Origin of the sequence: Synechococcus sp. GFB01 (genome assembly GCF_001039265.1) — a bacterium.
Classification (GTDB): Bacteria; Cyanobacteriota; Cyanobacteriia; order PCC-6307; family Cyanobiaceae; genus NIES-981.
In genome coordinates, this window is the sequence record NZ_LFEK01000008.1 from 1 (window position 1) to 19,428 (window position 19,428).

Annotated in this window: 22 protein-coding genes, 1 tRNA gene and 3 pseudogenes; 22 read left to right on the forward strand and 4 right to left on the reverse strand. The window is 57.9% G+C overall.

All coding sequences use genetic code 11. The features are described from left to right. Window positions 1-155: 155 nt before the first annotated feature. Window positions 156-240: transfer RNA gene (locus tag SYNGFB01_RS01400), tRNA-Ser, on the forward strand. 554 nt (window positions 241-794) lie between these two features. Continuing rightward, window positions 795-1,088 (forward strand): Arm DNA-binding domain-containing protein, encoded by a 294-nt coding sequence (locus SYNGFB01_RS16055; protein ID WP_072061509.1) that lies wholly within the window; start codon window positions 795-797, stop codon window positions 1,086-1,088. A 143-nt stretch (window positions 1,089-1,231) separates the two neighbouring features. Here SYNGFB01_RS16055 and SYNGFB01_RS01405 read toward each other — a convergent pair. Continuing rightward, window positions 1,232-2,210 (reverse strand): annotated as a pseudogene (locus SYNGFB01_RS01405) (IS5 family transposase). 247 nt (window positions 2,211-2,457) lie between these two features. On the opposite strand from SYNGFB01_RS01405, the gene SYNGFB01_RS01410 reads away from it, so the two are divergent. The 19 genes and pseudogenes from SYNGFB01_RS01410 to SYNGFB01_RS01460 all read left to right on the forward strand — a co-directional run bounded on the left by SYNGFB01_RS01410 (window position 2,458) and on the right by SYNGFB01_RS01460 (window position 14,871). Then, the gene (locus SYNGFB01_RS01410) at window positions 2,458-2,766 is read left to right on the forward strand and encodes a nucleotidyltransferase family protein (protein WP_048016624.1); all 309 of its coding nucleotides are present in this window, start codon (window positions 2,458-2,460) and stop codon (window positions 2,764-2,766) included. Further along, window positions 2,756-3,109: a DUF86 domain-containing protein gene (locus SYNGFB01_RS01415; protein ID WP_048016625.1), complete on the forward strand. Its 354-nt coding sequence runs from the start codon at window positions 2,756-2,758 to the stop codon at window positions 3,107-3,109. Before SYNGFB01_RS01410 ends, SYNGFB01_RS01415 begins: the two co-directional genes overlap by 11 nt. Window positions 3,110-3,649: 540 nt before the next feature. Next, complete coding sequence (locus SYNGFB01_RS14470; protein ID WP_072061510.1) at window positions 3,650-4,102, forward strand: pentapeptide repeat-containing protein; 453 nt, start codon at window positions 3,650-3,652, stop codon at window positions 4,100-4,102. A 427-nt stretch (window positions 4,103-4,529) separates the two neighbouring features. After that, window positions 4,530-4,985, forward strand: a pseudogene (locus SYNGFB01_RS16060) (DUF1353 domain-containing protein); the annotation flags it as partial. A 442-nt stretch (window positions 4,986-5,427) separates the two neighbouring features. Next, window positions 5,428-5,763, forward strand: coding sequence for a type II toxin-antitoxin system PemK/MazF family toxin (locus tag SYNGFB01_RS01425; protein WP_048016648.1), 336 nt, complete (start codon window positions 5,428-5,430; stop codon window positions 5,761-5,763). Between the two features lie 143 nt (window positions 5,764-5,906). Next, on the forward strand, window positions 5,907-6,416 hold the full coding sequence (locus SYNGFB01_RS13950; RefSeq protein WP_152669461.1) for a HEPN domain-containing protein: 510 nt from the start codon (window positions 5,907-5,909) through the stop codon (window positions 6,414-6,416). Window positions 6,417-6,701: 285 nt separating this feature from the next. Further along, window positions 6,702-6,974 (forward strand): winged helix-turn-helix domain-containing protein, encoded by a 273-nt coding sequence (locus SYNGFB01_RS16065; protein ID WP_082325796.1) that lies wholly within the window; start codon window positions 6,702-6,704, stop codon window positions 6,972-6,974. Window positions 6,975-7,155: 181 nt separating this feature from the next. Then, complete coding sequence (locus tag SYNGFB01_RS16005; RefSeq protein WP_304413508.1) at window positions 7,156-7,632, forward strand: restriction endonuclease; 477 nt, start codon at window positions 7,156-7,158, stop codon at window positions 7,630-7,632. Window positions 7,633-7,791: 159 nt separating this feature from the next. Next, entirely contained in the window at window positions 7,792-8,034 is a 243-nt protein-coding gene (locus SYNGFB01_RS12825) for an AbrB/MazE/SpoVT family DNA-binding domain-containing protein (protein ID WP_072061512.1), read from the forward strand. Next, window positions 8,034-8,393, forward strand: coding sequence for an endoribonuclease MazF (gene mazF, locus SYNGFB01_RS01435; protein ID WP_048016626.1), 360 nt, complete (start codon window positions 8,034-8,036; stop codon window positions 8,391-8,393). Before SYNGFB01_RS12825 ends, mazF begins: the two co-directional genes overlap by 1 nt. 121 nt (window positions 8,394-8,514) lie before the next feature. Beyond that, entirely contained in the window at window positions 8,515-8,844 is a 330-nt protein-coding gene (locus SYNGFB01_RS14755) for a hypothetical protein (RefSeq protein ID WP_152669462.1), read from the forward strand. Beyond that, window positions 8,795-9,061 carry a HEPN domain-containing protein gene (locus SYNGFB01_RS16070; protein ID WP_161795828.1) on the forward strand — a complete coding sequence of 89 codons (267 nt, stop codon included), beginning with the start codon at window positions 8,795-8,797 and terminating at the stop codon, window positions 9,059-9,061. The genes SYNGFB01_RS14755 and SYNGFB01_RS16070 overlap by 50 nt, the downstream gene beginning before the upstream one ends. Before the next feature lie 416 nt (window positions 9,062-9,477). After that, window positions 9,478-9,759, forward strand: coding sequence for a hypothetical protein (locus SYNGFB01_RS13960; protein ID WP_152669463.1), 282 nt, complete (start codon window positions 9,478-9,480; stop codon window positions 9,757-9,759). Window positions 9,760-9,769: 10 nt separating this feature from the next. Then, window positions 9,770-10,750 carry an IS5 family transposase gene (locus tag SYNGFB01_RS01440; protein ID WP_048016627.1) on the forward strand — a complete coding sequence of 327 codons (981 nt, stop codon included), beginning with the start codon at window positions 9,770-9,772 and terminating at the stop codon, window positions 10,748-10,750. 580 nt (window positions 10,751-11,330) lie between these two features. Next, window positions 11,331-11,636, forward strand: a pseudogene (locus tag SYNGFB01_RS01445) (class I SAM-dependent methyltransferase); the annotation flags it as partial. Window positions 11,637-12,455: 819 nt separating this feature from the next. Continuing rightward, window positions 12,456-12,995 carry a hypothetical protein gene (locus SYNGFB01_RS13965; RefSeq protein ID WP_152669464.1) on the forward strand — a complete coding sequence of 180 codons (540 nt, stop codon included), beginning with the start codon at window positions 12,456-12,458 and terminating at the stop codon, window positions 12,993-12,995. A 273-nt stretch (window positions 12,996-13,268) separates the two neighbouring features. After that, window positions 13,269-13,826 (forward strand): hypothetical protein, encoded by a 558-nt coding sequence (locus tag SYNGFB01_RS01450; protein WP_048016629.1) that lies wholly within the window; start codon window positions 13,269-13,271, stop codon window positions 13,824-13,826. Then, window positions 13,778-14,218 (forward strand): hypothetical protein, encoded by a 441-nt coding sequence (locus tag SYNGFB01_RS01455; protein ID WP_048016630.1) that lies wholly within the window; start codon window positions 13,778-13,780, stop codon window positions 14,216-14,218. Before SYNGFB01_RS01450 ends, SYNGFB01_RS01455 begins: the two co-directional genes overlap by 49 nt. After that, window positions 14,203-14,871: a hypothetical protein gene (locus SYNGFB01_RS01460; RefSeq protein WP_048016631.1), complete on the forward strand. Its 669-nt coding sequence runs from the start codon at window positions 14,203-14,205 to the stop codon at window positions 14,869-14,871. The genes SYNGFB01_RS01455 and SYNGFB01_RS01460 overlap by 16 nt, the downstream gene beginning before the upstream one ends. 111 nt (window positions 14,872-14,982) lie before the next feature. Here SYNGFB01_RS01460 and SYNGFB01_RS15105 read toward each other — a convergent pair whose 3' ends face one another. Genes SYNGFB01_RS15105 through SYNGFB01_RS01470 form a run of 3 tightly spaced genes read right to left on the reverse strand, consistent with a single transcriptional unit; the run spans window position 14,983 to window position 17,678 of the window. Then, entirely contained in the window at window positions 14,983-15,498 is a 516-nt protein-coding gene (locus SYNGFB01_RS15105; RefSeq protein WP_235299850.1) for a hypothetical protein, read from the reverse strand. After that, window positions 15,456-16,562 carry a metallophosphoesterase gene (locus SYNGFB01_RS01465; RefSeq protein WP_235299851.1) on the reverse strand — a complete coding sequence of 369 codons (1,107 nt, stop codon included), beginning with the start codon at window positions 16,560-16,562 and terminating at the stop codon, window positions 15,456-15,458. The genes SYNGFB01_RS15105 and SYNGFB01_RS01465 overlap by 43 nt, the downstream gene beginning before the upstream one ends. 9 nt (window positions 16,563-16,571) lie before the next feature. Then, entirely contained in the window at window positions 16,572-17,678 is a 1,107-nt protein-coding gene (locus SYNGFB01_RS01470) for a diacylglycerol kinase family protein (protein WP_053068253.1), read from the reverse strand. 140 nt (window positions 17,679-17,818) lie between these two features. On the opposite strand from SYNGFB01_RS01470, the gene SYNGFB01_RS01475 reads away from it, so the two are divergent. Next, on the forward strand, window positions 17,819-19,363 hold the full coding sequence (locus SYNGFB01_RS01475; RefSeq protein WP_235299852.1) for a DUF2252 domain-containing protein: 1,545 nt from the start codon (window positions 17,819-17,821) through the stop codon (window positions 19,361-19,363). The last annotated feature ends 65 nt before the right edge of the window (window positions 19,364-19,428 follow it).

The window sequence follows — 19,428 nt, forward strand, 5'->3', positions numbered from 1 at the left end:
CCCGCGCCGTGCGGCAGCCCGTCTGGCAGAGCGGAGAGCTGCAGCCCGGCTCCCCCACGGGCTGGCGGGCCAGTGGCTCCAGCGGATCGCTCCAGCGGGCCCTGGGATGACCGCTCCCTAAAGTGACGCCTGAGGTGGCCTGCGGGTCATCGCCTGGAGAGGTGGCTGAGTGGTCGAAAGCGAACGACTCGAAATCGTTTGACGGGCAACCGTCCGTGGGTTCGAATCCCACCCTCTCCGTTTTGAACAGGTACCAGCGGGTTCTGGAAAGTCCCACTTCGCTGTTGGGGCGGGCAATTTGACGCGTTCACAAGTCTTAATAAGCTCTTGGTGGTGCCATGAGGTCTCGGTCCTGTGTTGTGGGATGTGTTGTGGGATTTGGGAGATGTGTTGTTGGAATGGGTTGGTGTTGTTGGATTGGCGCCCAGGGTGCATTTCCCGAAATATCTTCAAGCACTCCCTACGACTTAGATTCTGACTAGCGGCATAGAAATTGAGACCTACAACGCATTGCTGGGAAAAGAGCTCCGGGGCAAGCGAGGAAGAGAAAAGGCGCTAAATGGCTGCGGTAAAAAGGGTGCCAGTCTCGCAAGTGGCACATAATATTGCAATTCTGCGGAAGCAAGGGATAATTTTAGGTCAATGCAGGGGGAAGCGCTTAGCGTACCAACTTTGCGAGAAGCGATTATAATACAAATAACTAGATCGCTCACTATTTGCGTTTACACTGATCTAATCAACATGAACGCATTTTTGTTGCAAATAACTTATCTAATATTTAAGGAGTTTAACCTATGAATTTAAATGATGCTCAAATTCGTTCACTTCAACCAGGGGATCGTAGACAGAATAAGTCTGTCGGTGACTCACTGTTCTTAGTTATTGAACCAACTAAAGCAGGTGGTGGCAAATCCTTTGAGGGAAGAATGCGTTTCCCAAGTGGACGAGGAGGTAAACAGATATCAGTGCGAATTGGTGTCTATGGAAGAGGATTAGGTCGCTACACATTAAGCGAAGCAAGGGTTGAATGGACACGCATAAAGAACTGGTCAAGAACTAAGGATGCTCTGAGCAACAAGCCCGCATAGAGCGGCTTGAGCGTCAATTTGCTTGTTGTAAACAGTTTTTAGGGCTGATCAAGCGTCATTCAGCCAGATTCTGGTACTTTTTCCGGCCTGATCTCGTCCAATTCCGAGCAATGCTGCCCCTGGCAGGCACACCTCTCCCATAATCACGTCTTGCATAGCAACAGATGACGAGCCATGAATAGGTTCGCGAGGGCTGCCAGCACGTTGACCTTGCAGCCATTCTTGAGCATGCCGCGCAGGCGGGTCTTCTGAAAGCCGAATTGGCGCTTGATCACGCGGAATGGGTGCTCACCTTTGGCGCGGATGTGAGCCTTGGCGGTTTCGATCAGATCATCCAGCCTCCCTTCCGGTGTATCGGGTAGAGCACGCCGCTTCCCCGGCCGCATAGCGACGCGGAAGCCGATAGCCTTGCTTTTCATCTCTTCTCTCTTCTCAATCCCCTGGTAGCCGGAATCGGCGTAGACCATCGTCTCCTGTCCATGCAGCAGCTCTGCGGCCGGGGTCAGGTCATGCACATTGGCAGAGGTCGTTCGATTGAGTGGATCAAGCCGTTGTCCTTGTCCACACCGATGTGGACCTTCATCCCGAAATACCACTGGTTCCCCTTCTTGGTCTGGTGCATCTCGGGATCTCTCTCGCCCTTCTTGTTCTTTGCGGAACTGGGGGCTGCGATCAGGGTGCGTCGATGATCGTGCCCTGCTTCATGGCCATGCCGTTGGCCTTGAGGTGGGCTTTCACCGTCTCAAAGATCTGCTTGCCGAGATCGTGCTTCTCCAATAGATGGCGGAAGCTGAGGATCGTGGTTTCATCCGGGATCCTGTCGCTGATCAGGTTGATGCCCGCAAAACGACGCATCGTCGGGACCTCGATCAGCGCATCCTCCATTGCTGGATCACTGAGGTCGTACCACTGCTGCATCAGGTGAATCCGCAGCATGATTTCCAACGGGTAGGGAGGGCGGCCGCCTTTGGAACCAGTCTTGGGGTAGTAGGGCTCAATCAGATCGATCAGCGCCTTCCAGGGCACAACTGCCTGCATCTGGCCCAGAAAATGCTCCCTCTTGGTGCGTTTCCTCGCGGTGGTCTGCTCGTAATCACCGAATCCGAGCTGCTTGCCGCCCATGAAAACCAGCCATGCCCAGCGATCACAGAGACATTGTCGCGTGGATTGGCCGGGTTATCCAGAGTTTCCTTAATTAGTGCAATCCAACATCAAGATTCAGCGGACGGTAGTCTGGTTTTCTGTATCTCGCCCCACCTCCTGCCCGCCGCTGATCTTGGCATTAGTTTGACGTGGCGGGAGGGCTGGAGGGCCACCACTGGTAGTAAACGCGTTCTTTGGCTAGGGTGGCCGTGGGAGGCATTCGACCATGACGATCTCTGTTGACGAACAGCAGGACGAGATTGCGGCCGCTTGCAGGGAATATGGCATCGAGCGGCTCTTTATTTTTGGCTCGGCAATAAGAGATGACTTCAGGCCTGGAGACAGCGACATCGACCTCCTTGTCGAATTTGGTCCAATTGAGGTTACCAAGAAGTTTCACGCTTACCTTGATGCACGCGAGGCTTTCCGGCGGATCTTCCAAGCTGATGTTGATTTAGTAATGCGTGGAGCGGTCAAGAATAAGGTTATTGCAAATGAGATTGATCGCACCAAGAAGCTCATCTATGCCGCGTGATCTCACTGCCTACTTGCAGGATATCTTGGATGCTTCTGCTGCCATTGCCGATGTCATGCGTGGCGTATCCATTGAGGATTATCGCAACACTCGGTCTATCAGATCGTCTGTCGAGCGTGAATTCATCATTATTGGCGCGGCATTGCGTCGGATCGGCGATCTTGATGCAAGGCTCTTCGCCTCAATCTCAAATTCGAGGGCGATCGTTGATTTCAGAAATCTGCTGGCTCATGACTATGGGGCGATAGATGATGATTCAGTCTTCGGCATTGTGTACTCAGATCTGATTGTCTTGCAGGCGGAGGTGGCGGAGCTCCTCCAAAAGCTGACTTCCGCAAACTAACCCGCCCATGCACCTGAGCCGCCACCTCAGATTTTACTTGCCCTCTGACCATCTTGACCTATGTCTCTCTGCGGGCAGGTGATGGCCAGCGTTAGGCTCTACGCTCTCAAGGTTTATGGCATAACTATTGCCTTCGGTAGTTAAATAGATTTAACCTCAGACCTCCCACACTTAATCTTTCTTCAATGAGTCATACAACAGGAGTTCTCTTCTTACTCACAATAATCCTTATACTTATAACAGGCAACTGGGGATGGATGTCATCGCATGTGCTTCCGAATACAACGTGGGGGGCTTTACTCAAAGTCGTTCTTCGAGAATGTGCTTGTTGAGGCTCATGGAACAGTTCTCGACTTGGTCTTCATTGGCTCCCTGCTATTCTACTTCGATCAACGGCGTAATCGGCAGAATGAGAGGAAGCGACTTGAAGAGATGCTATCTGACTTGCAATCGTATCGAGCGCCCGATGCTTCCTACCGAGTCCTAGGGACGATTCGAAGACTGCTGTCCCTAGGAATACGAGATCTGCATCTATCTGAGATGCAACTCAATAATCTCAAAGTTGCCGATATCATACTGAAGAGAAGCAATTGCCATGCAGTTGTCTTTGCTGACAGCCTGCTAGTTGATGTTCGGTTCGAGCATTGCGAATGTGACGCGGCTATCTTCGCTGGCGCCAAGTTGAACCATGTTGAATTTTGCCACTGCAGCCTTAGACGCGCCAAGTTTCATGGCGCGAAGTTAGACGGTATTGATTTACGTAGCTGTCAGATTCAAGGTGCCGACTTTACAAGTGCAAGCCTTAAGAGCGCTAATTTCCGTGGCGTGGACTGCAAGGGGTTAAAGCTTAAAAATGCTGATTTGCGTTCGGCAAACTTCATAGACGCAAAGAATCTAGATCCTGCTGCCATCTCGTCAGCCAGAATAATCAAGGACTTGAAATCGAATGATCCGGCTATCTTAGATTTAGTGAAGCAGTCATCTAGTAATTAACTGGGAGGGAATCGAACCACTCTTCCGGGTTGCCCCGTCTCCCGGGTTTCCCCGTTAACAGCACCAGCCAGTTGAATCTAGAGCTTACCACATCCATGGGTATGCCTAACACGGCCATCCACCTGACCCGCTCCCACAGATTCACTGCCCTCTGGGATGTACTGACGCGTCAGCCCCTGCGGGCAGGTGATGGCCAGCGTTAGATGCACGGTAACAGAAGATAAAGTGTCAGGGTTGCGCTGATTGAATCTCTGGCGGCATGAGTAGGGTTCGCTTAGTGCTTGACCGCCTTAACTGACATGACCCAGGATCATGGAGTCTTCTCTGGGGAGCCACTAACTAGATGGCTCACGGAAGACAAACCAGATAGAAAGATGCTTCTCGAAGAGGCCTTCACGTTTACTGATCCCGAAGGAAAGTCTGGGATGCTCCTAAAGGCTACTCGATAGATGGTGCTTCGATACCCAAAGCTTTATGGGCGCTTATTGGCTCGCCATACACAGGCGACTACAGGAGGGCTAGCATTGTCCACGACAAGGCATGTGATGAAGCAAAGAAAGACTTCAATGCTCGTCGTGCTGCAGATAGAATGTTCTACCACGCATGCAGGGCTGGCGGATGCAGTGCGGATGAAGCGAAGGCTCTGTACTTGGGCGTCAGGATAGGAGCGCTGAAAGATCAGGTTCCACTATGGTCGGATAGCATTACTGAATCATTTTCTCCAAGACCAAGAGTTGCGATTCCTTTAGGCGACCGTCGAATCGAAACAGACTTTCGGCTTGCTAGTGATGTACTGAGCCGTGAGGTGGAAACAGATGATCCCTTTGAGCTCGAAGCACAGGTCGACAGAGCCCTTGAGCATGTGGGAGCAGGCACACCATGAGTTTTCGGCATAACTAGTTGATGTCATAACTTGAGTGAATAGGGACTGGCATCTAACAAGCCCCTCGAGTGGACAGGCCACCAGCAACACTCTGCTTTCCCAACCCAAGGTCTCTGCCTGCCACTCAGGGGCAGCGTTAGCCAGAGCAAGGGATGCGCGGTGGCTCCCAACGTGGCTACAATGTGAGCACGTCTGGCGGGTGTGGTCGTGGTTCGAGCGAAGCTGGTCAAAATCGGCAACTCGAGAGGGATACGCCTCGCCAAGCCGCTGCTTGAGGTTGCGGGGTTGGCAGACGAAGTCGAGATCGAGGCAGCTCCAGGGTTCTGACCATCAGGCCATCGGCTCATCCGAGGGCTGGCTGGGCAGTAGCGGCAGCGTCTTTCGAGCCGGAGGGACTTCTCGATGAGATGAGCGCCACTAGGTTTGATGATGAAGAGTGGTCATGGTGACTGATGAACAAGTCTCAAGAGGCGATATCTTCCTTGTCGCGTTGAATCCCACGCGAGGATCTGAAATCAGGAAGACGAGGCCATGTGTTGTAGTGTCGCCGGACGAGCTAAATTCTAACCTTTGCACTTTCATTATTGCACCGCTCACAACTGGCGGACATCCATACCCCTTTCGTGTACGTTGCAGGTTTGATGGCAAAGACGGTCATGTTGTGGCTGATCAGCTGAGAGCTGTGGATAGGGACCGTCTCGTCAAGCGATTGGGGAGTCTGTCGGAGACTACGCTGAATGAGTTGCTGGGTGTTCTTCAGGCGATGTTCGCTGTGTAGAGGCCTGGCTAACACGGCCATGCACCTGACCCGCCCCCTTCAATTCCCCCAAGCCCAACGAGGTCCCGAACCAGCAGCTCTCTGCGGCCAGGTGATGGCCAGCGTTAGGCTTTCACGCAGACAGGCTTTTGGGGCATGCGATGGTGTCACAAGCAAAAGATCGTTTTGACCAACAGAGAGGAGACATCGATCAGCTTTGGGGGATCCACCAAGAGGTCGCAGGTCAAGGCGCTGGTCGAAAGCATGGAGTAGATGTCATCAATCGGGCTGCAATTGTATTCATAACAGCATGCTGGGAGTCCTATGTCGAAGATGCATGCCTTGAGGCCTATGACTTTCTTCTCGCCAACGCTTCAGAGCCAGACAACTTCCCGGCAAGAGTTAGAACTCTTGCATCCAAGTCACTACGAGAAAGTCTCGACCATACTCAGATCTGGCGACTTGCTGGCGAAGGCTGGAAGCAAGTCTTAACCGATCACAGAGATGCGGTGAAAACAAAATGGCTTGACACGTTAAACACCCCCAAAACAGCCCAGGTCAACGGCTTGTATAATGAGTTGCTTGGATTGGCAAATCTGTCAGGCTCTTGGTCATGGCAGAGAATGAGTTCCCAGCAAGCATCTGAAAAGCTGGATAACTACATTACTGTCTGAGGTAATATCGCGCATAGACTAACTCATGACGAAACCGTCTATAAGGATTGGGGCACTGACTACTTGTCACACGTAGAGCGTCTTGTCTCTAAGACTGACGAAAGAGTCCGTAGCCACATTGAATCACTTGTTGGCACTCCACCATGGCACCCTTGAAGGCGAAGCCTAACAACAAGATCCAGCGGCCGGGATCCAATTATGAATAATGAGGGGACAGAGCCCTCGCCCGCCGCTGATCTTGAGCGTTAGGTAGTCCAGCAAGCCAGCGGCCGTTACCATGAAACCATGGCTGTCCCCACATACGATCTGTTCATTGAGCCGGTGCTCAGGTATCTGGCTGCTCATCCAGAGGGTGTATCCGCCAAAGACGCTCATGAAGCGGCTGCAGATGTTCTTTGCGTATCCGACGAAGACAGGCAAGAGCTCTTACCAAGCGGTGCTCAGCTTATCTACAAGAATCGAGCAGGGTGGGCCCACGACAGACTAAAACGTGCAGGCTTGTCAAGCAGCCCACGGCGAGGAACATGGAAGATACTAAGGAGGGACTTGATTTTGTAGCGTCACATCCAGAACCTTTCTCATCACAGACGTCAACCCAGTTGGCGATGGGATTTATCGGTGTCAGGCTCAAGCCAGAACCAACGAATGGTGATAAAGCCGAGCAAGAGCAGGCAGTGCCTTCCCTTATTTCGTCAACTGTTGCTAGCCTGATGATCGACTTGGTGAGGCCCTTCGCGAGATCAGACAGACAACAGAATCAGAGTTACTTGAGCTTCTCGGAAATGTATCTCCTTCATTCTTCGAGTCCATAGTGTTAGATCTTCTTCATGCTATGGGGTATGGCATAAGCCGAGCAGATCTTCAGAGGGTTGGCGGTGCAGGTGATGGGGGCATTGATGGGGTGATTTCTCTTGATAGGCTTGGGTTGGAGAAGGTGTATGTTCAAGCAAAACGTTGGCAGAGCAGTGTTGGCAGGCCAGATCTTCAGGCTTTTTACGGGGCACTTGCAGGGCATAAAGCCAGAAAAGGAGTGTTTATCACAACATCTTCTTACACTGCTCAAGCAGTAGAGTTTGCCCGCTCTGTTGAAGGTATCGTTCTTGTTGACGGCCTTCGGCTCGCAGGTTTAATGATCGACCATGAGATTGGGGTCAATGCTCGTGTTTTGCGTATTCCCAAAATTGACAGTGACTACTTCGATGAAGAGGCTACCTAACATGCCATACACCTGACCCGCCACCGCAGAGTCACTGCGCCCTCTGAAAACCTTCATATATGGCTCTCTGCGGGCAGGTGATGGCCAGCGTTAGAGAGATGGGGGCGAAGCGGCTGCCACCCAGAACGGGTATACTCTCTGTATAGCCGCCGGGTTGCTGTGCAGACGCGCGTCCAGAAATGGGGGAACAGCCTCGGGGTGCGGATCCCGCGTGGCCTTGCTGAGGAGGTTGGCCTCGGTGCTGGCACTGAAGTGAGCTTGAGTGCCAAGGATGGCGAGCTTGTCGTGAAGCCTTCTGTTCCTGCTCGCCTCAGCCTCGATGATCTGTTGGCAGACGTATCAGAAGAGAACCTCCATTCCTCTATCGATACGGGTTCAGCCGTCGGTGCGGAGATGTTCTAGTGACTGCTGCGTATGTTCCTGAACGGGGCGACCTGGTCTGGCTTGAATTCACACCGCAGACGGGTGGTGAGCAGGCTGGAAGGCGACCTGCTTTAGTGATCTCGCCGAGGGCCTACAACGCGAAGGTTGGCTTGGCCTTGTTCTGTCCAGTGACATCACGCGTCAAGGGCTATCCCTTTGAAGTGGCCTTGCCCGAGGGTAGTGGTGTGGTCGGTGTCGTTCTCGCCGATCAGCTGAAAAGCCTTGACTGGCGCGCCAGGAAGGCGAAGCTGATTGAGCGTGCTTCGGCTGATGTGTTGGCGATGGTGACAGCGAGGATCCTGCCCCTGCTTGTTCCCGACAACGCTGCCACTCTCTAACACGGCCATGCACCTGACCCGCCACCGCCGAATCACTACGCCCACTGAGAACATACATCCATAGCTCTCTGCGGGCAGGTGATGGCCAGCGTTAGGCTTGACCACAGCCATAATGAGATGAATGCCCTCAGCAGCCAGAGGAAATCTAGCTAATCGATTCCAAGATATTGAACAGCTCCTAAATGCGCATACAGCAATTGTCCAGATTTCCAAAGCCAGTCGCATTGCCAATGCTCCAGCTGGCTCTCCAACAGCTGCCCTAAATGCCTTGGTAACCAATCCAGGCCGCGGGAGACCAAGGCAGGTGGATGCACTTAATAGAGCAGCTTTCATTCTCTCCACCTCTCACTTTCAAGGATATATTGATGAACTGCACAATGAGACAGGACTCATTGTGTTAAGTGGTCGCGCCGCTAATCCAGCAAAAAACAATAAAACTGGTTGGGAATAATACGGCCAATCCCCATGTTGACGTAATCAATAAGATGTTTGCAGGAATTGGAATTTACGACTTGATGGATACAATAAGCTGGCAGAACTGCTCCAACGAGTCCGTCAAAAGTAGGCTGAAGAGCTATCTAGAGACGAGGAACTCTATTGCCCATGGAACAAGATCTAAAATAACCAAAGCACAGGTGGAGACAGCCAAGAAGTTTTGTTGCTTTTAGGCGACAATATAGATGACGCAGTTAAGCTGAAAGCCCATGCAATCACCGGGCAGGCGCCATGGCCATAATCGCAACCTAGCATTCTTGTCTGATTACTCAATTTTATTCGATTTGCCAAAGGAAATGGCTCTAACGTCTAACTTCTTAAACCAGAATATCGTTCGCCTAGAACTACTTGCAGTAGGCAGAAATATCGGAACTGCTACTGGGTTTTTCATGAAATGGAGCGACCAGTGGTATCTAGTATCGAATTGGCACGTGTTCTCTGGTCGTGAGCCATTAACAGGGCAGCCCAAGCATTCAAGTTGTGCAGTGCCCGATTCTTGCAGGTATTCTGTTCTATGCCTAAGCGGAGAAGCTCTAAGTGTTGCCAGCTACGAGCTTCACCTAGGAAGTGCTGATGAAGATACCGCGAGATGGTATCAGCATCCAACCATGGTCAAGATTGTGATATCGCTGCCATTCCAGTCGATGCGCAATCGATCAGATACGCAAAGGATCTACTGGATGAGGGCGGTCATGACCCAAGGATGGTGGTGGATTTAGGTGGAGAGTTGTTTTTTGCCTGGCTATCCGCTGGGCCTATCGTCAAACGGATGTATGGCTATCTGGAAGAGAGCCAGCTTGGCTTCTTCACTAGGGAGACTCTGGGAAACCAGGGCAGTCCAGGCGAGAATTGGCCTGTGAATGCAGGCTAGGGCTGGATTGATGGGCGGCAAGCAACTTGGCTTCTCTGACTACGAGCAGGCAACCGCCAAGAAGCAGACCAAGCGCGAGAAGTTCCTTGCGGAGATGGAGGTCGTTGTGCCCTGGGATGCCCTCATCGCGCTGATCGAACCGCATTACCCCAAAACCAGCAAGAAGGGTGGGAGACCTCCGTACCCACTGATGACGATGCTGCGCATCCATCTGCTGCAGCAGTGGTACTCCCTCAGCGATCCCGCCATGGAAGAGGCCCTGATCGAGGTGCCCACCATGCGCCGCTTTGCCGGCATCGATCTGGTCAGCGACCGGATCCCTGATGAGACCACGATCCTGACCTTTCGCCACCTGCTGGAGAAGCATGAGCTCGGCGAGCAGATCTTTGAGACCGTCAAAGCCCACCTCAGTGCGCGGGGTATGACGATGCGCCAGGGCACGATCGTGGATGCCACCTTGATCGCCGCTCCCAGTTCCACCAAGAACAAAGAGGGGAAGCGGGATCCTGAGATGCACCAGACCAAGAAGGGCAACCAGTGGTATCACGGGATGAAAGTCCATATCGGAGTCGACAAGGACTCAGGCCTGATCCACTCAGTCGTCACAACGGCTGCCAACGTTCACGATCTCACCCCAGCTGCTGAGCTGCTGCATGGTGATGAGAGGGTGGTTTACGGCGATGCCGGCTACCAAGGCATTGCCAAGAGACACGAGATGGCGAGCAAGACAACGACGTTTCACGTGGCGATGCGACCAGGCAAACGCCGGGCATTGCCTGACACTGCAGAGGGCAGACTGCAGGATCTGATCGAGGCGGCCAAAGCGCACATCCGCGCCAAGGTCGAGCACCCATTTCGCGTGATCAAGCAGCAGTTCGGATTCCAGAAGACCCGACTGCGAGGAATGGCCAAGAATCGCTGCAAGGTCAACGTGATTGCTGCGCTGACGAATCTGTTCCTGGCGCGGCGGCTGTTGCTTTCGGCGATATGAACGGCTTGTGGAGTGCCTGTAGGGCCTAATCGGGCCTCCGACAGCACCCAAAGGCGTGGAGACAAAGAGGCAGCGCGTCGACAGGGAGGCTTTTGAGTCAAACCAGAGGCCAACCGGGCGAGAGATGGACCTCAGTTGCTTCTAAAACCCCTGTTGCCCAGAGATTCCCTAAGACTTGGGCACAGATCAAAAGCTATGCATAATCAATGCTTCCATCCTCCTCTGCAGTTGGGCGCTCCGTGGCACACAGCTGTCGAAGTCCACGGCAGCGGGGCTTTCAGGTCAACCCAATGTTTGATTAGGCTACAAAGCGTGGATGCCCATAAAATACAACAAGCATAACCTCGGAGACCTCAGTGAAAAGCCTAGAAACGCACTATTCGGCAACCGAGATTGAAAGCCGAATTCTGGCTGCATTACGAACTGCCGGGCTGAACCCCGAGAAACGCTTGTTTCCCACGCAGCTCGCGGCGCTTGATCACTTTCACACCGGAGGATTTCGCGCTTCACTTCTCTTAAGGGACTTGGCACAGATTCGGATCGATGACCGCATTCTTGATCTCGGTGCTGGACTGGCGGGACCCGCAGGATGCTGGCTGCCTTGCCAGGCAGCCATGTTGAGTGCATCGATATGTCGCAAGACTATTGCGTCGCAGCCAAATTGCTGAACCGGCTCACGGGCCTCGAGGAGCTCATCGAAGTTAACGTTGGCAGCGCCCTCGACATTCCATTCTCGGACAACTCGTTTGATGTTATCTGGATGCAGAATATCGGCATGAACATAGCAGACAAGCAGAGACTTTATGAGGAAATCAACCGAGTCCTGAAGCCTGGTGGCCGATTTGCATTCCAGGAAATGGTCGCAGGGGAAACTGCTTCCTCTTAGTTTCCCCTGCCTTGGGCGACCGTTTCCACGGACAACTAACTCATTGCCGCTGAAGAATTTGGCGCTCTGCTTACAAGAAGCGGATTCGAAGCCATTTACTTTGCAGACGTGAGCGAAGAATCTTTGACGCTACCTGCCAGTGGAGGTCCAGAAGCTGTCACGCAGGCGCCAGTGAGTCTGTCAGTCTACGTCAATGACCTTGCCGAGAAAGCTGATAATGCGGCTCGCAGTCTTCGAGAGCGTCAGATTCGCCTCTACAGAGGTGTGTTCAGGGCGATATGACTCACGATTCAGAGCCGCCTAACATCCAGATTCAGAATGCGGGAGCAGGAGGTGGCTTATGGTATATCAAAGCCCTGCCCGCTTCTGAGCTTGAGCGTTCAGCTCAATAGCCCCAAAAGGGGCCCATGGCATCCAGCAGCACGCGAAACAACCAGGTCGGGGCATCAAGCTGGAGATCCTTTCGCCAGGCTTGCAAGTCGTTTGCTTCATAACGGCCCGTCGTGTGGATCATCAGGAGTGCACTCGGCCCTCAAGGAGCCATAGGCGTGCAGATAATGGTGGCAAGTCTCAACGACAGATCGGTGGCATGTGGAAACGAACAGCCCTATCCATTGCCACCCTTTCACTGGCAAGCGCTGGCTGTACACGCACCAGCCCTGCGCTGCCCAAAAATCTCAATGACCTCGTCGTAACGATTCAGCTTGAGCAACAAAGCACGGCCGACTACTCCCGCGACAGCTTCGTGCCGAGCTGGCGAATCGTGATGGCACGGTTATTGAACAGGATGAGACCCACATCGAGGTCAATGGAACCAGGATGCAATTCAGGGCCAGGGAAGGGATATATTACAACCGCTACGCCTATTATTATATCGACACCCATGCACACAAAGGCTTCCGGCTATTGCCATCAACAAACTATAGCTTTGTATTGGTAATGCCAAATGGCTCGCGCCGCCAGTTGACAACTCTGAAAACCCCTTTCGCGGTTTCCCTGAACCAATTCGGCTTTGCCAGAATCCCGTCATCACCCCCAGCTGCGGCCTTCACATGGAGCGATCTTGCCGGCCCCATGCGGCTCTCCATTGCGCGTACGGATCAGATTCCCGATGCCGCCGGACAGCTGGTGTCGGTGGTTGGTAATCCCGACAATCAGGACTCGCTTCACCGCACGATTGGTCCAGGTTGGTTTCGCTCCCGGAGTGGCAAGTGGCTGCTGCCGCAACGCTTTCTGGTCTCGAGCCCCAAGCGCCGACTGGAGATGTTGGAGGCGTGGATCCAAGCCGAAACAAGGGCGCCTGTGCCCAACCCTTCTCCAGGAAGAGCTCGGCAACAGCCAAGCGGAAGCTGGAACTGACCTTGGAGTGGCCCTTGGCAGCCAGGAACGGGACAGCAGAGCCTTGACCTTCTTGCTTGCCTCGATCCGGTAGTTGAGCGATTTGCTGGTGATCGTTCCACAGGCACCTCAGCAGGTGCTGGGCATGGGATTGGGGCATCCCTCAGGGGCTCGAGTTCGGCTCATCCATGGCCGGCCTGAGAAGGACCTCGCACGTGTTCCCAGGTCCGATGACACCTAGCCAGCCCAGAAAAGACTGGCTAGCAAAGGGGTGACAGAGCCCAGGGATGACCCATGGCAAGCCAGGTGACCACTCCAGGCCAGCTTGCCGTGCTGCGTTACAACGCCTACCCCCTAGGCGGCAGCCCCTGCTTCAGCCACATGCTGATCAGCAGCACCGCGCCGCTGGAGGCGGAGCTGCCCTACCGCAGCGACATGGAGCCCGACGACCTGGAGCGCAGCGCTGAACGTGTGCTGGAGCTGCGCCGGCATCTCGATCAATTCTTCCGCACACCGGGTGCCGGCACCGGCAACCAGTCCCTGCGGCTGGTGGTGCGGATCCACGGCTACAACGTGCCGTTGAACAGCGTGAAGAACGACTACGCCGCGGCCGAGCGCAAGTTCCAGCGTGACGCCCAGCGGATGGCCACGGATCCCCCGGACGACTACGTGCTGTTCGTGGATTACGCCTGGCCTTCCGAGCGAATCGGCGCCGGCGGCCCCTGCGCTGGATCCGGGCCATGCCGGTGGGTCTGCTGCTGCTGTTCGTGCTGGGCGGCGTTCTCAGCATCGCCGCGAATGGTGTGGCTGCCGCGCTGGGCCTGCTGCTGCTGGGCATCGGCATCACCCTGACGCTGCTGCGGGTGGTGGTGTACTTCCGAGACCGCGATCGGGCCGGCAGCTTCGGCGTGTTCGACGCGGTGGAGATGATCCGGGCACTCCATCACCTGGTGCGGGACATCTCCAGCCACACCGGCTCCATCACCCGTCTGAAGCAGAGCGATGCAGGGCGGGTCAGCCTCAGCTTCCTGGGGCACAGCATGGGCACCTTCCTGACCACTGCGCTGATCCGCGTGCTCAGCAATGTGTTCGACGCCGGCGCCGACCGCCACCTCTGGGAAGACAACCCACTGACGGGCCCGTTCGCCGGCCCCAGCTGCCCCGCGCCGCCAGCGAGGAGGAGCGCGACGAGATTCGGCGCCAGCTGGCCGGCATCGGCGAGCTGTTCATGCTCGAGCGATTGATCCTGGTGGCCGCCGACATCCCGGTGTGGGCCATCACCACAGGCCGCTCCAACTACCTGGCCAGCTGTCTGCGCCGCTTCCGCAACACCTTCCTGTTCGTCAACGACGCCGACATGGTGCTGCGGCTGGCCTCCACCCTGGCCAACTACTTCGTGTTTCCCTCCGGCACCCGCATCGGCGGCTATCGGCTCGGCAACCTGAGCATCAGCGGGCGGGGCCGGACCGATGGCTATGGCTGGCGTTCCTCGGATCTGAGGGATCTCGAACTGCACGGGGTGCTGCAGGCCAGACCGCTGTCCGAGCAGCCCTTCCGCTGTCCTCAATGGATCGACTACCCGCTCGATGTGATCGACTGCACCGACTACACCGATCAAGGCCGCCATCTCAGTGCCTTCACCGCCGGCAACGCCCTGCTGCGGCCCCTCAACTACGCCGCCACCCTGGTGCTGATGCTGCTGGCCCCCCTGGGCATCGGCCAGATCGACAGCCATGGCGGCTACTTCCGCGGCCGCTTCTGCATGGACATGCTCTATGAATTGGCCCTGCGCGGAGTTCCTGACCAGAAGGAGCGATGGGACCAGATCCAGGCCGGCTTGAAGCAGCACCGCATCAGCTGGATCAGCATCCCCAGTGGAGCGGACGCCGCGCCCTGAGCAGGAGCAGGCGAGGCAAGCACTGGTCTGATGAACTCTCATCCGCAGCAANGCTGGTGCGCTCAGCCGTGCTGTTTGCGGATGACTGGCCCAAAGCGTGGGTCCACCCAGTCAGGGCGCGAATGGCGGCAGCCGGTAGCACCGCCACTGGCCCCCGGCCCGCTCCGCCACCAGCGGTGTGAGCGTGAGGCGCAGGGGTGTGCCGGCCGCCACGTCCACGCGCAGGGCGGAGTAGGAACGGCGCAGGCCTGAGCCGCGGCCGCTGCGACCCAGAAACAGCCGTGAGCGCGCCAGCTCCCGTTCGGCGCCGGGCGGCCCCTCAAGCAGCACCGGGCCTTGCCGGCGTTGGCGCCGCAGGCTGTAGCCACTGCCGCCGCAGATCAGCCAGGGGATCTGGGCATCACCATGCCCTGTGGCGCCCACCCGCAGCGCCTCCAGGCAGTGGGCATGGCCGGCGAAGGCCAGATCGAGCAGGGGGCGGCCGGCGGGCCGATCCCCCAGCGCCGCCGCCACCCGGTCGAGGGTGCCGCGCAGCTGGTGGCGCACCGCCAGGGTCTGGCCCTGGTCCCACTTGCTGGCCTCGGTCACCACCGGCGGGTGATGCAGCACCAGCAGGCGGCCGCGCACGGCCGGATCGCGCCACGACTCCACCAGGGCGTCCGCGAACCAGTCGAGCTGTTCACGGTCGAGCGGCGGCGGCTCACCGGCCCGGGCGGCGGCACCGCTGGCGAGGCGCTTGTCGATGTCGCGGATCTGCTCGTCGAGCTGCTCGGCCTCCGCGAGGCGGTCATCGAGCAGGTCGTCGTCGGGCCCGTCGTCATCGGGGGGCGGGGATCGGCCAGGGAGCGCAGCAGGGTGGCGCGCCTGGCGTCGAGGTGGCTGCGGCGCGCCCGCAGCACCCCGGGATCGTGCCGCTCCACGTCGACCCCGGGCGGCAGGGGCTGGTTGAAGGTGTTGGAGTCGAGCGCGAAGATGTCGACCCCGGCCCAGCGGACCGCGTAATAGCGGTTCGGCAGGCGGGTGAAGGCGCCGGGGCGGCAGAGCAGACAGTGCCGGCCGTTGAGGCTGGCGCTGCGGGTGCGGCGCAGGTGCTCGGCCAGCTGCGGCTCGGGCACGGCGGCGAGCACGTCGAGGAAGGCACGGCTCCAGGCCTGCCCCACGAAGGAGCCGTGCCAGCCCACATCGAGGTCGATCCAGGAACGCAGCAGGCGGCGCGGCGGGCCGGTGAGGCCCGCCAGCAGGCCAAGCGGCAGGGGCAGGTCGTAGTAGTCGTGGTTGCCGGGCACGGCGAGGAACGGCAACCGGAACACGAGGCGGTCGTAGCGCAGGCTCCGCCAGTCGTCGCCGCCCACGATCCACTCGCGGTAGGGCTGGATGAAGTTCTCGGGGTACTGCTCGCTGGAGCCCACCAGGTAGACCACATCGCCGGTGTGCAGCAGGAAGCGGGCGTCTCTGCCGTGGGCGAGGAGCTGCTCGGCCACCTGGCGCTGGGGGCGACAGCGGCGGCGGCGGCCGCTGCCGCTGTCGCCGAGCACCAGGAAGCTGAAGGCCTCCGCACCGCCCGGATCGCCTGCGATCGCCAGGCGGCAGGGATCGATGCCCTGCCGCGCGAACTCGGGATGGCCCCAGCGCACCCGCTGCGCCATCCGCTGGATCTTGGTGGCGATGGCGGCTTCGCTGGCGAGATTCACGGCAGCGAGTCAGGCAGCGGCCAGGGGCGCGAAGACCCGCAGGGAAGCGGGCAGGCAGGTGAAGCTGACCGGATCGGCCTCGAGCATCTCGCCATCGATCACGAGCGTCTGGGGCGGATCGGTGGTGATCGTGATGTGCCTGGCCCGCAGACACAGCAGGTCGGGATGGGTGGTTGGCGACTGGACCACGGCGGAGGCGGCCAGGGCAGCGAGGGCGTTGAGGCCCTGCAGGCGGCTGGCGGGCGAGGCGATCGTGATCTCCAGCAGCCCGTCGTCGGGGATCACCCGGCCGAAGCCCTGCGCCAGCACCGACGTGGCCGGCGCCACGTTGGCCACGGTGATGGCGGTGGCCTGCACCTCGGTGACGGCGCCGTCGATCGCGATGCGGGCGGCGAAGGGCTGCTGGCTCACGAGCTGCTGGGCGCCAGCGAGCACGTAGGCGAGCGGGCCGAGCATGGTCTTGAGTTCGCGGGTGGCGCGATTCACCATGCCGGCCTCGAAGCCGAGGCCCGCCAGCAGGATCATCGGCTGGTCGTTGCAGCGGGCGGCATCCAACAGCTTGGTGTGGCCGGCGAGGATCGTGGCGCAGGCGCCGGCCGGATCGAGGGGAATTCCCAGAGCGGCAGCGAAGGCGTTGGCGGTGCCGCGGGGGATCACTCCGAGGGGAATGCCGGTGCCCACCACGGCCCCGGCCACCGCAGACACGGTGCCATCGCCGCCGCAGGCGACGATCATCACGCTGCCGGGCTCACCCTGCGGCCGCGCCTGCAGGATGTCCACGAGCTCGCGGGTCTGCTCGGCCGGATCCACCTCGGGCCGGGTCAGGAGCACGTTCAGCAGCAGCTGGGGTTCCAGCAGCGATCGGATCAGCGCGAGGTCGGTGTTGGGGTCGCCCTGGCCGGCCACCGGATTGAAGAGGAGATAGGCGGTGCGGCCATGGCTGAGGCCGCGCAGCACCAGATCGGCGGTGGCGGGGTTCGGCGCCAGGGGCACACCGGCGATGCTGCAGGCTCGCAGCAGCAGGGCGCGATCAAGCGCGGTACCGCCCGGATCGTGCGGCTCGAGGAAGGCGATCACCGCAGCCACCTCACCGGAGAGCACCCGGGCGGCGGCCACGATGTCGCCGCCGGCGGCGAGGGCGGGCAGTTCCTCGAGCCCCTGGTGGCCGGCAGGGAGGGCCGCACGCAGCGAGGGGCAAGCCCGGCCGTGGCCAGCAGCGGCAGACCGGAAAGCACCGAAGACTGCCGCTCGAGCCAGTGGACAAGGTCCTCGGCGCTCGCCGCACTCGCCAGCAGCAGCAGGGCGTGGGCCATCGCCCCGCAGATTACGGCGGAAGCAGCGTCAGGATCGGAGCCCAGGCTCTGCCACGCAGGCTGGATGTCGATCCCAACCAGAGGCATGGCGCCATGAATCACGAACCAGACATGGATCGTTCGGAGGCCACTCAGGCTCCATTCCGATCCCGCACGGAGCGCATCCAGGTCNGCAAGTCGTTGCGTGATTCAGTGCCCCGCAACTCCCATGCCATTTGGCGACCGCCGGCTAACCGGCGCGATCCGATCGATATCCTCGAAGCCTCCAACCAGGATCGACTTCCAGAGCTGATTCCGATCCGCTATGGGCGGATGTTACGCAGCCCTTTCACCTTTCTACGGGGTTCTGCTGCGTTGATGGCGTACGATCTGTCCAGCACCCCGAATACCGGCATTCAGGTGCAAGCCTGTGGCGATTGCCACCTCCTGAATTTCGGCTTGTTTGCCACTCCTGAGCGGAATTTAGTCTTCGGACTGAACGATTTTGACGAAACACATCCCGCCCCCTGGGAATGGGATCTGAAGCGCCTCGTCGCCAGCATGGTGGTCGCGGCACGGGATAACGGGATCAGCGATGACGATGGTGAAGCGGCAGCCATTGAATGTGCACGTTCCTATCGCGAACACCTGCGAAAATATAGCCAGATGAATCCACTGGAAGTGTGGTACAGCCGGCTCGATGCGGAGACCATCATTGCCATGTCACCCGACGCCAAAGCGAAGAAGCTTCGCGAGCGCATGGCGGAAAAAGCCCGCCAGCGGATCATCGAACATCTCTACCCCAAGATCGTCACCCAGGTTGGCGGGAGACATCGTTTTGTCGATCAGCCGCCGGTGGTCTTTCATGTCACGGAAGAAGGCTTCGAGCAACGCTCGCAGCAGGCCCTGGAGGCGTACCGCGAGAGCCTTTCGGATGAACGCCGTGTGCTGCTGGATCGCTATCGGTTGGAAGATTACGCCACGAAAGTCGTCGGTATCGGCAGCGTCGGGACACGCTGCTTCATTGCCCTGTTCTTCTCCGAGGAAAACCACCCATTGATTCTGCAGGTCAAGGAGGCACGCCGCTCTGTTCTCGAGCCCTACACCAAGACCAGCCGATACGAGAATCAGGGCCAGAGGATTGTCACAGGACAGCGGCTGATGCAGTCGTCAAGCGACATCTTTCTGGGCTGGGCACGAGGGCAACGGGGCTACGACTTCTATGTACGCCAACTACGGGACATGAAGATGTCTGTGCCGATCGAGGGCCTATCTGCGATCCAGCTGATTCGCTATGCCGAGATCTGCGGCTGGACCTTGGCCCGCGCGCACGCGAAATCCGGGGATGGCGCAACGATCAGCGGCTATCTCGGCAAAGGCGACCAGTTTGACCTGGCCATGGGCCGGTTTGCCCTGGCGTATGCCGATCAGACCGTGCGGGATCACCAGGCCCTGGTGGAAGCGGTTGAGACAGGACGCGTGGAGGCGCTGGTGGAAGAGGATCTGTAGTGCTGACACCTCCAGCCAGCAGCCATGGGTCTCGCGGTCCATGAAGCCGCGGTGGGCCGGCAGGG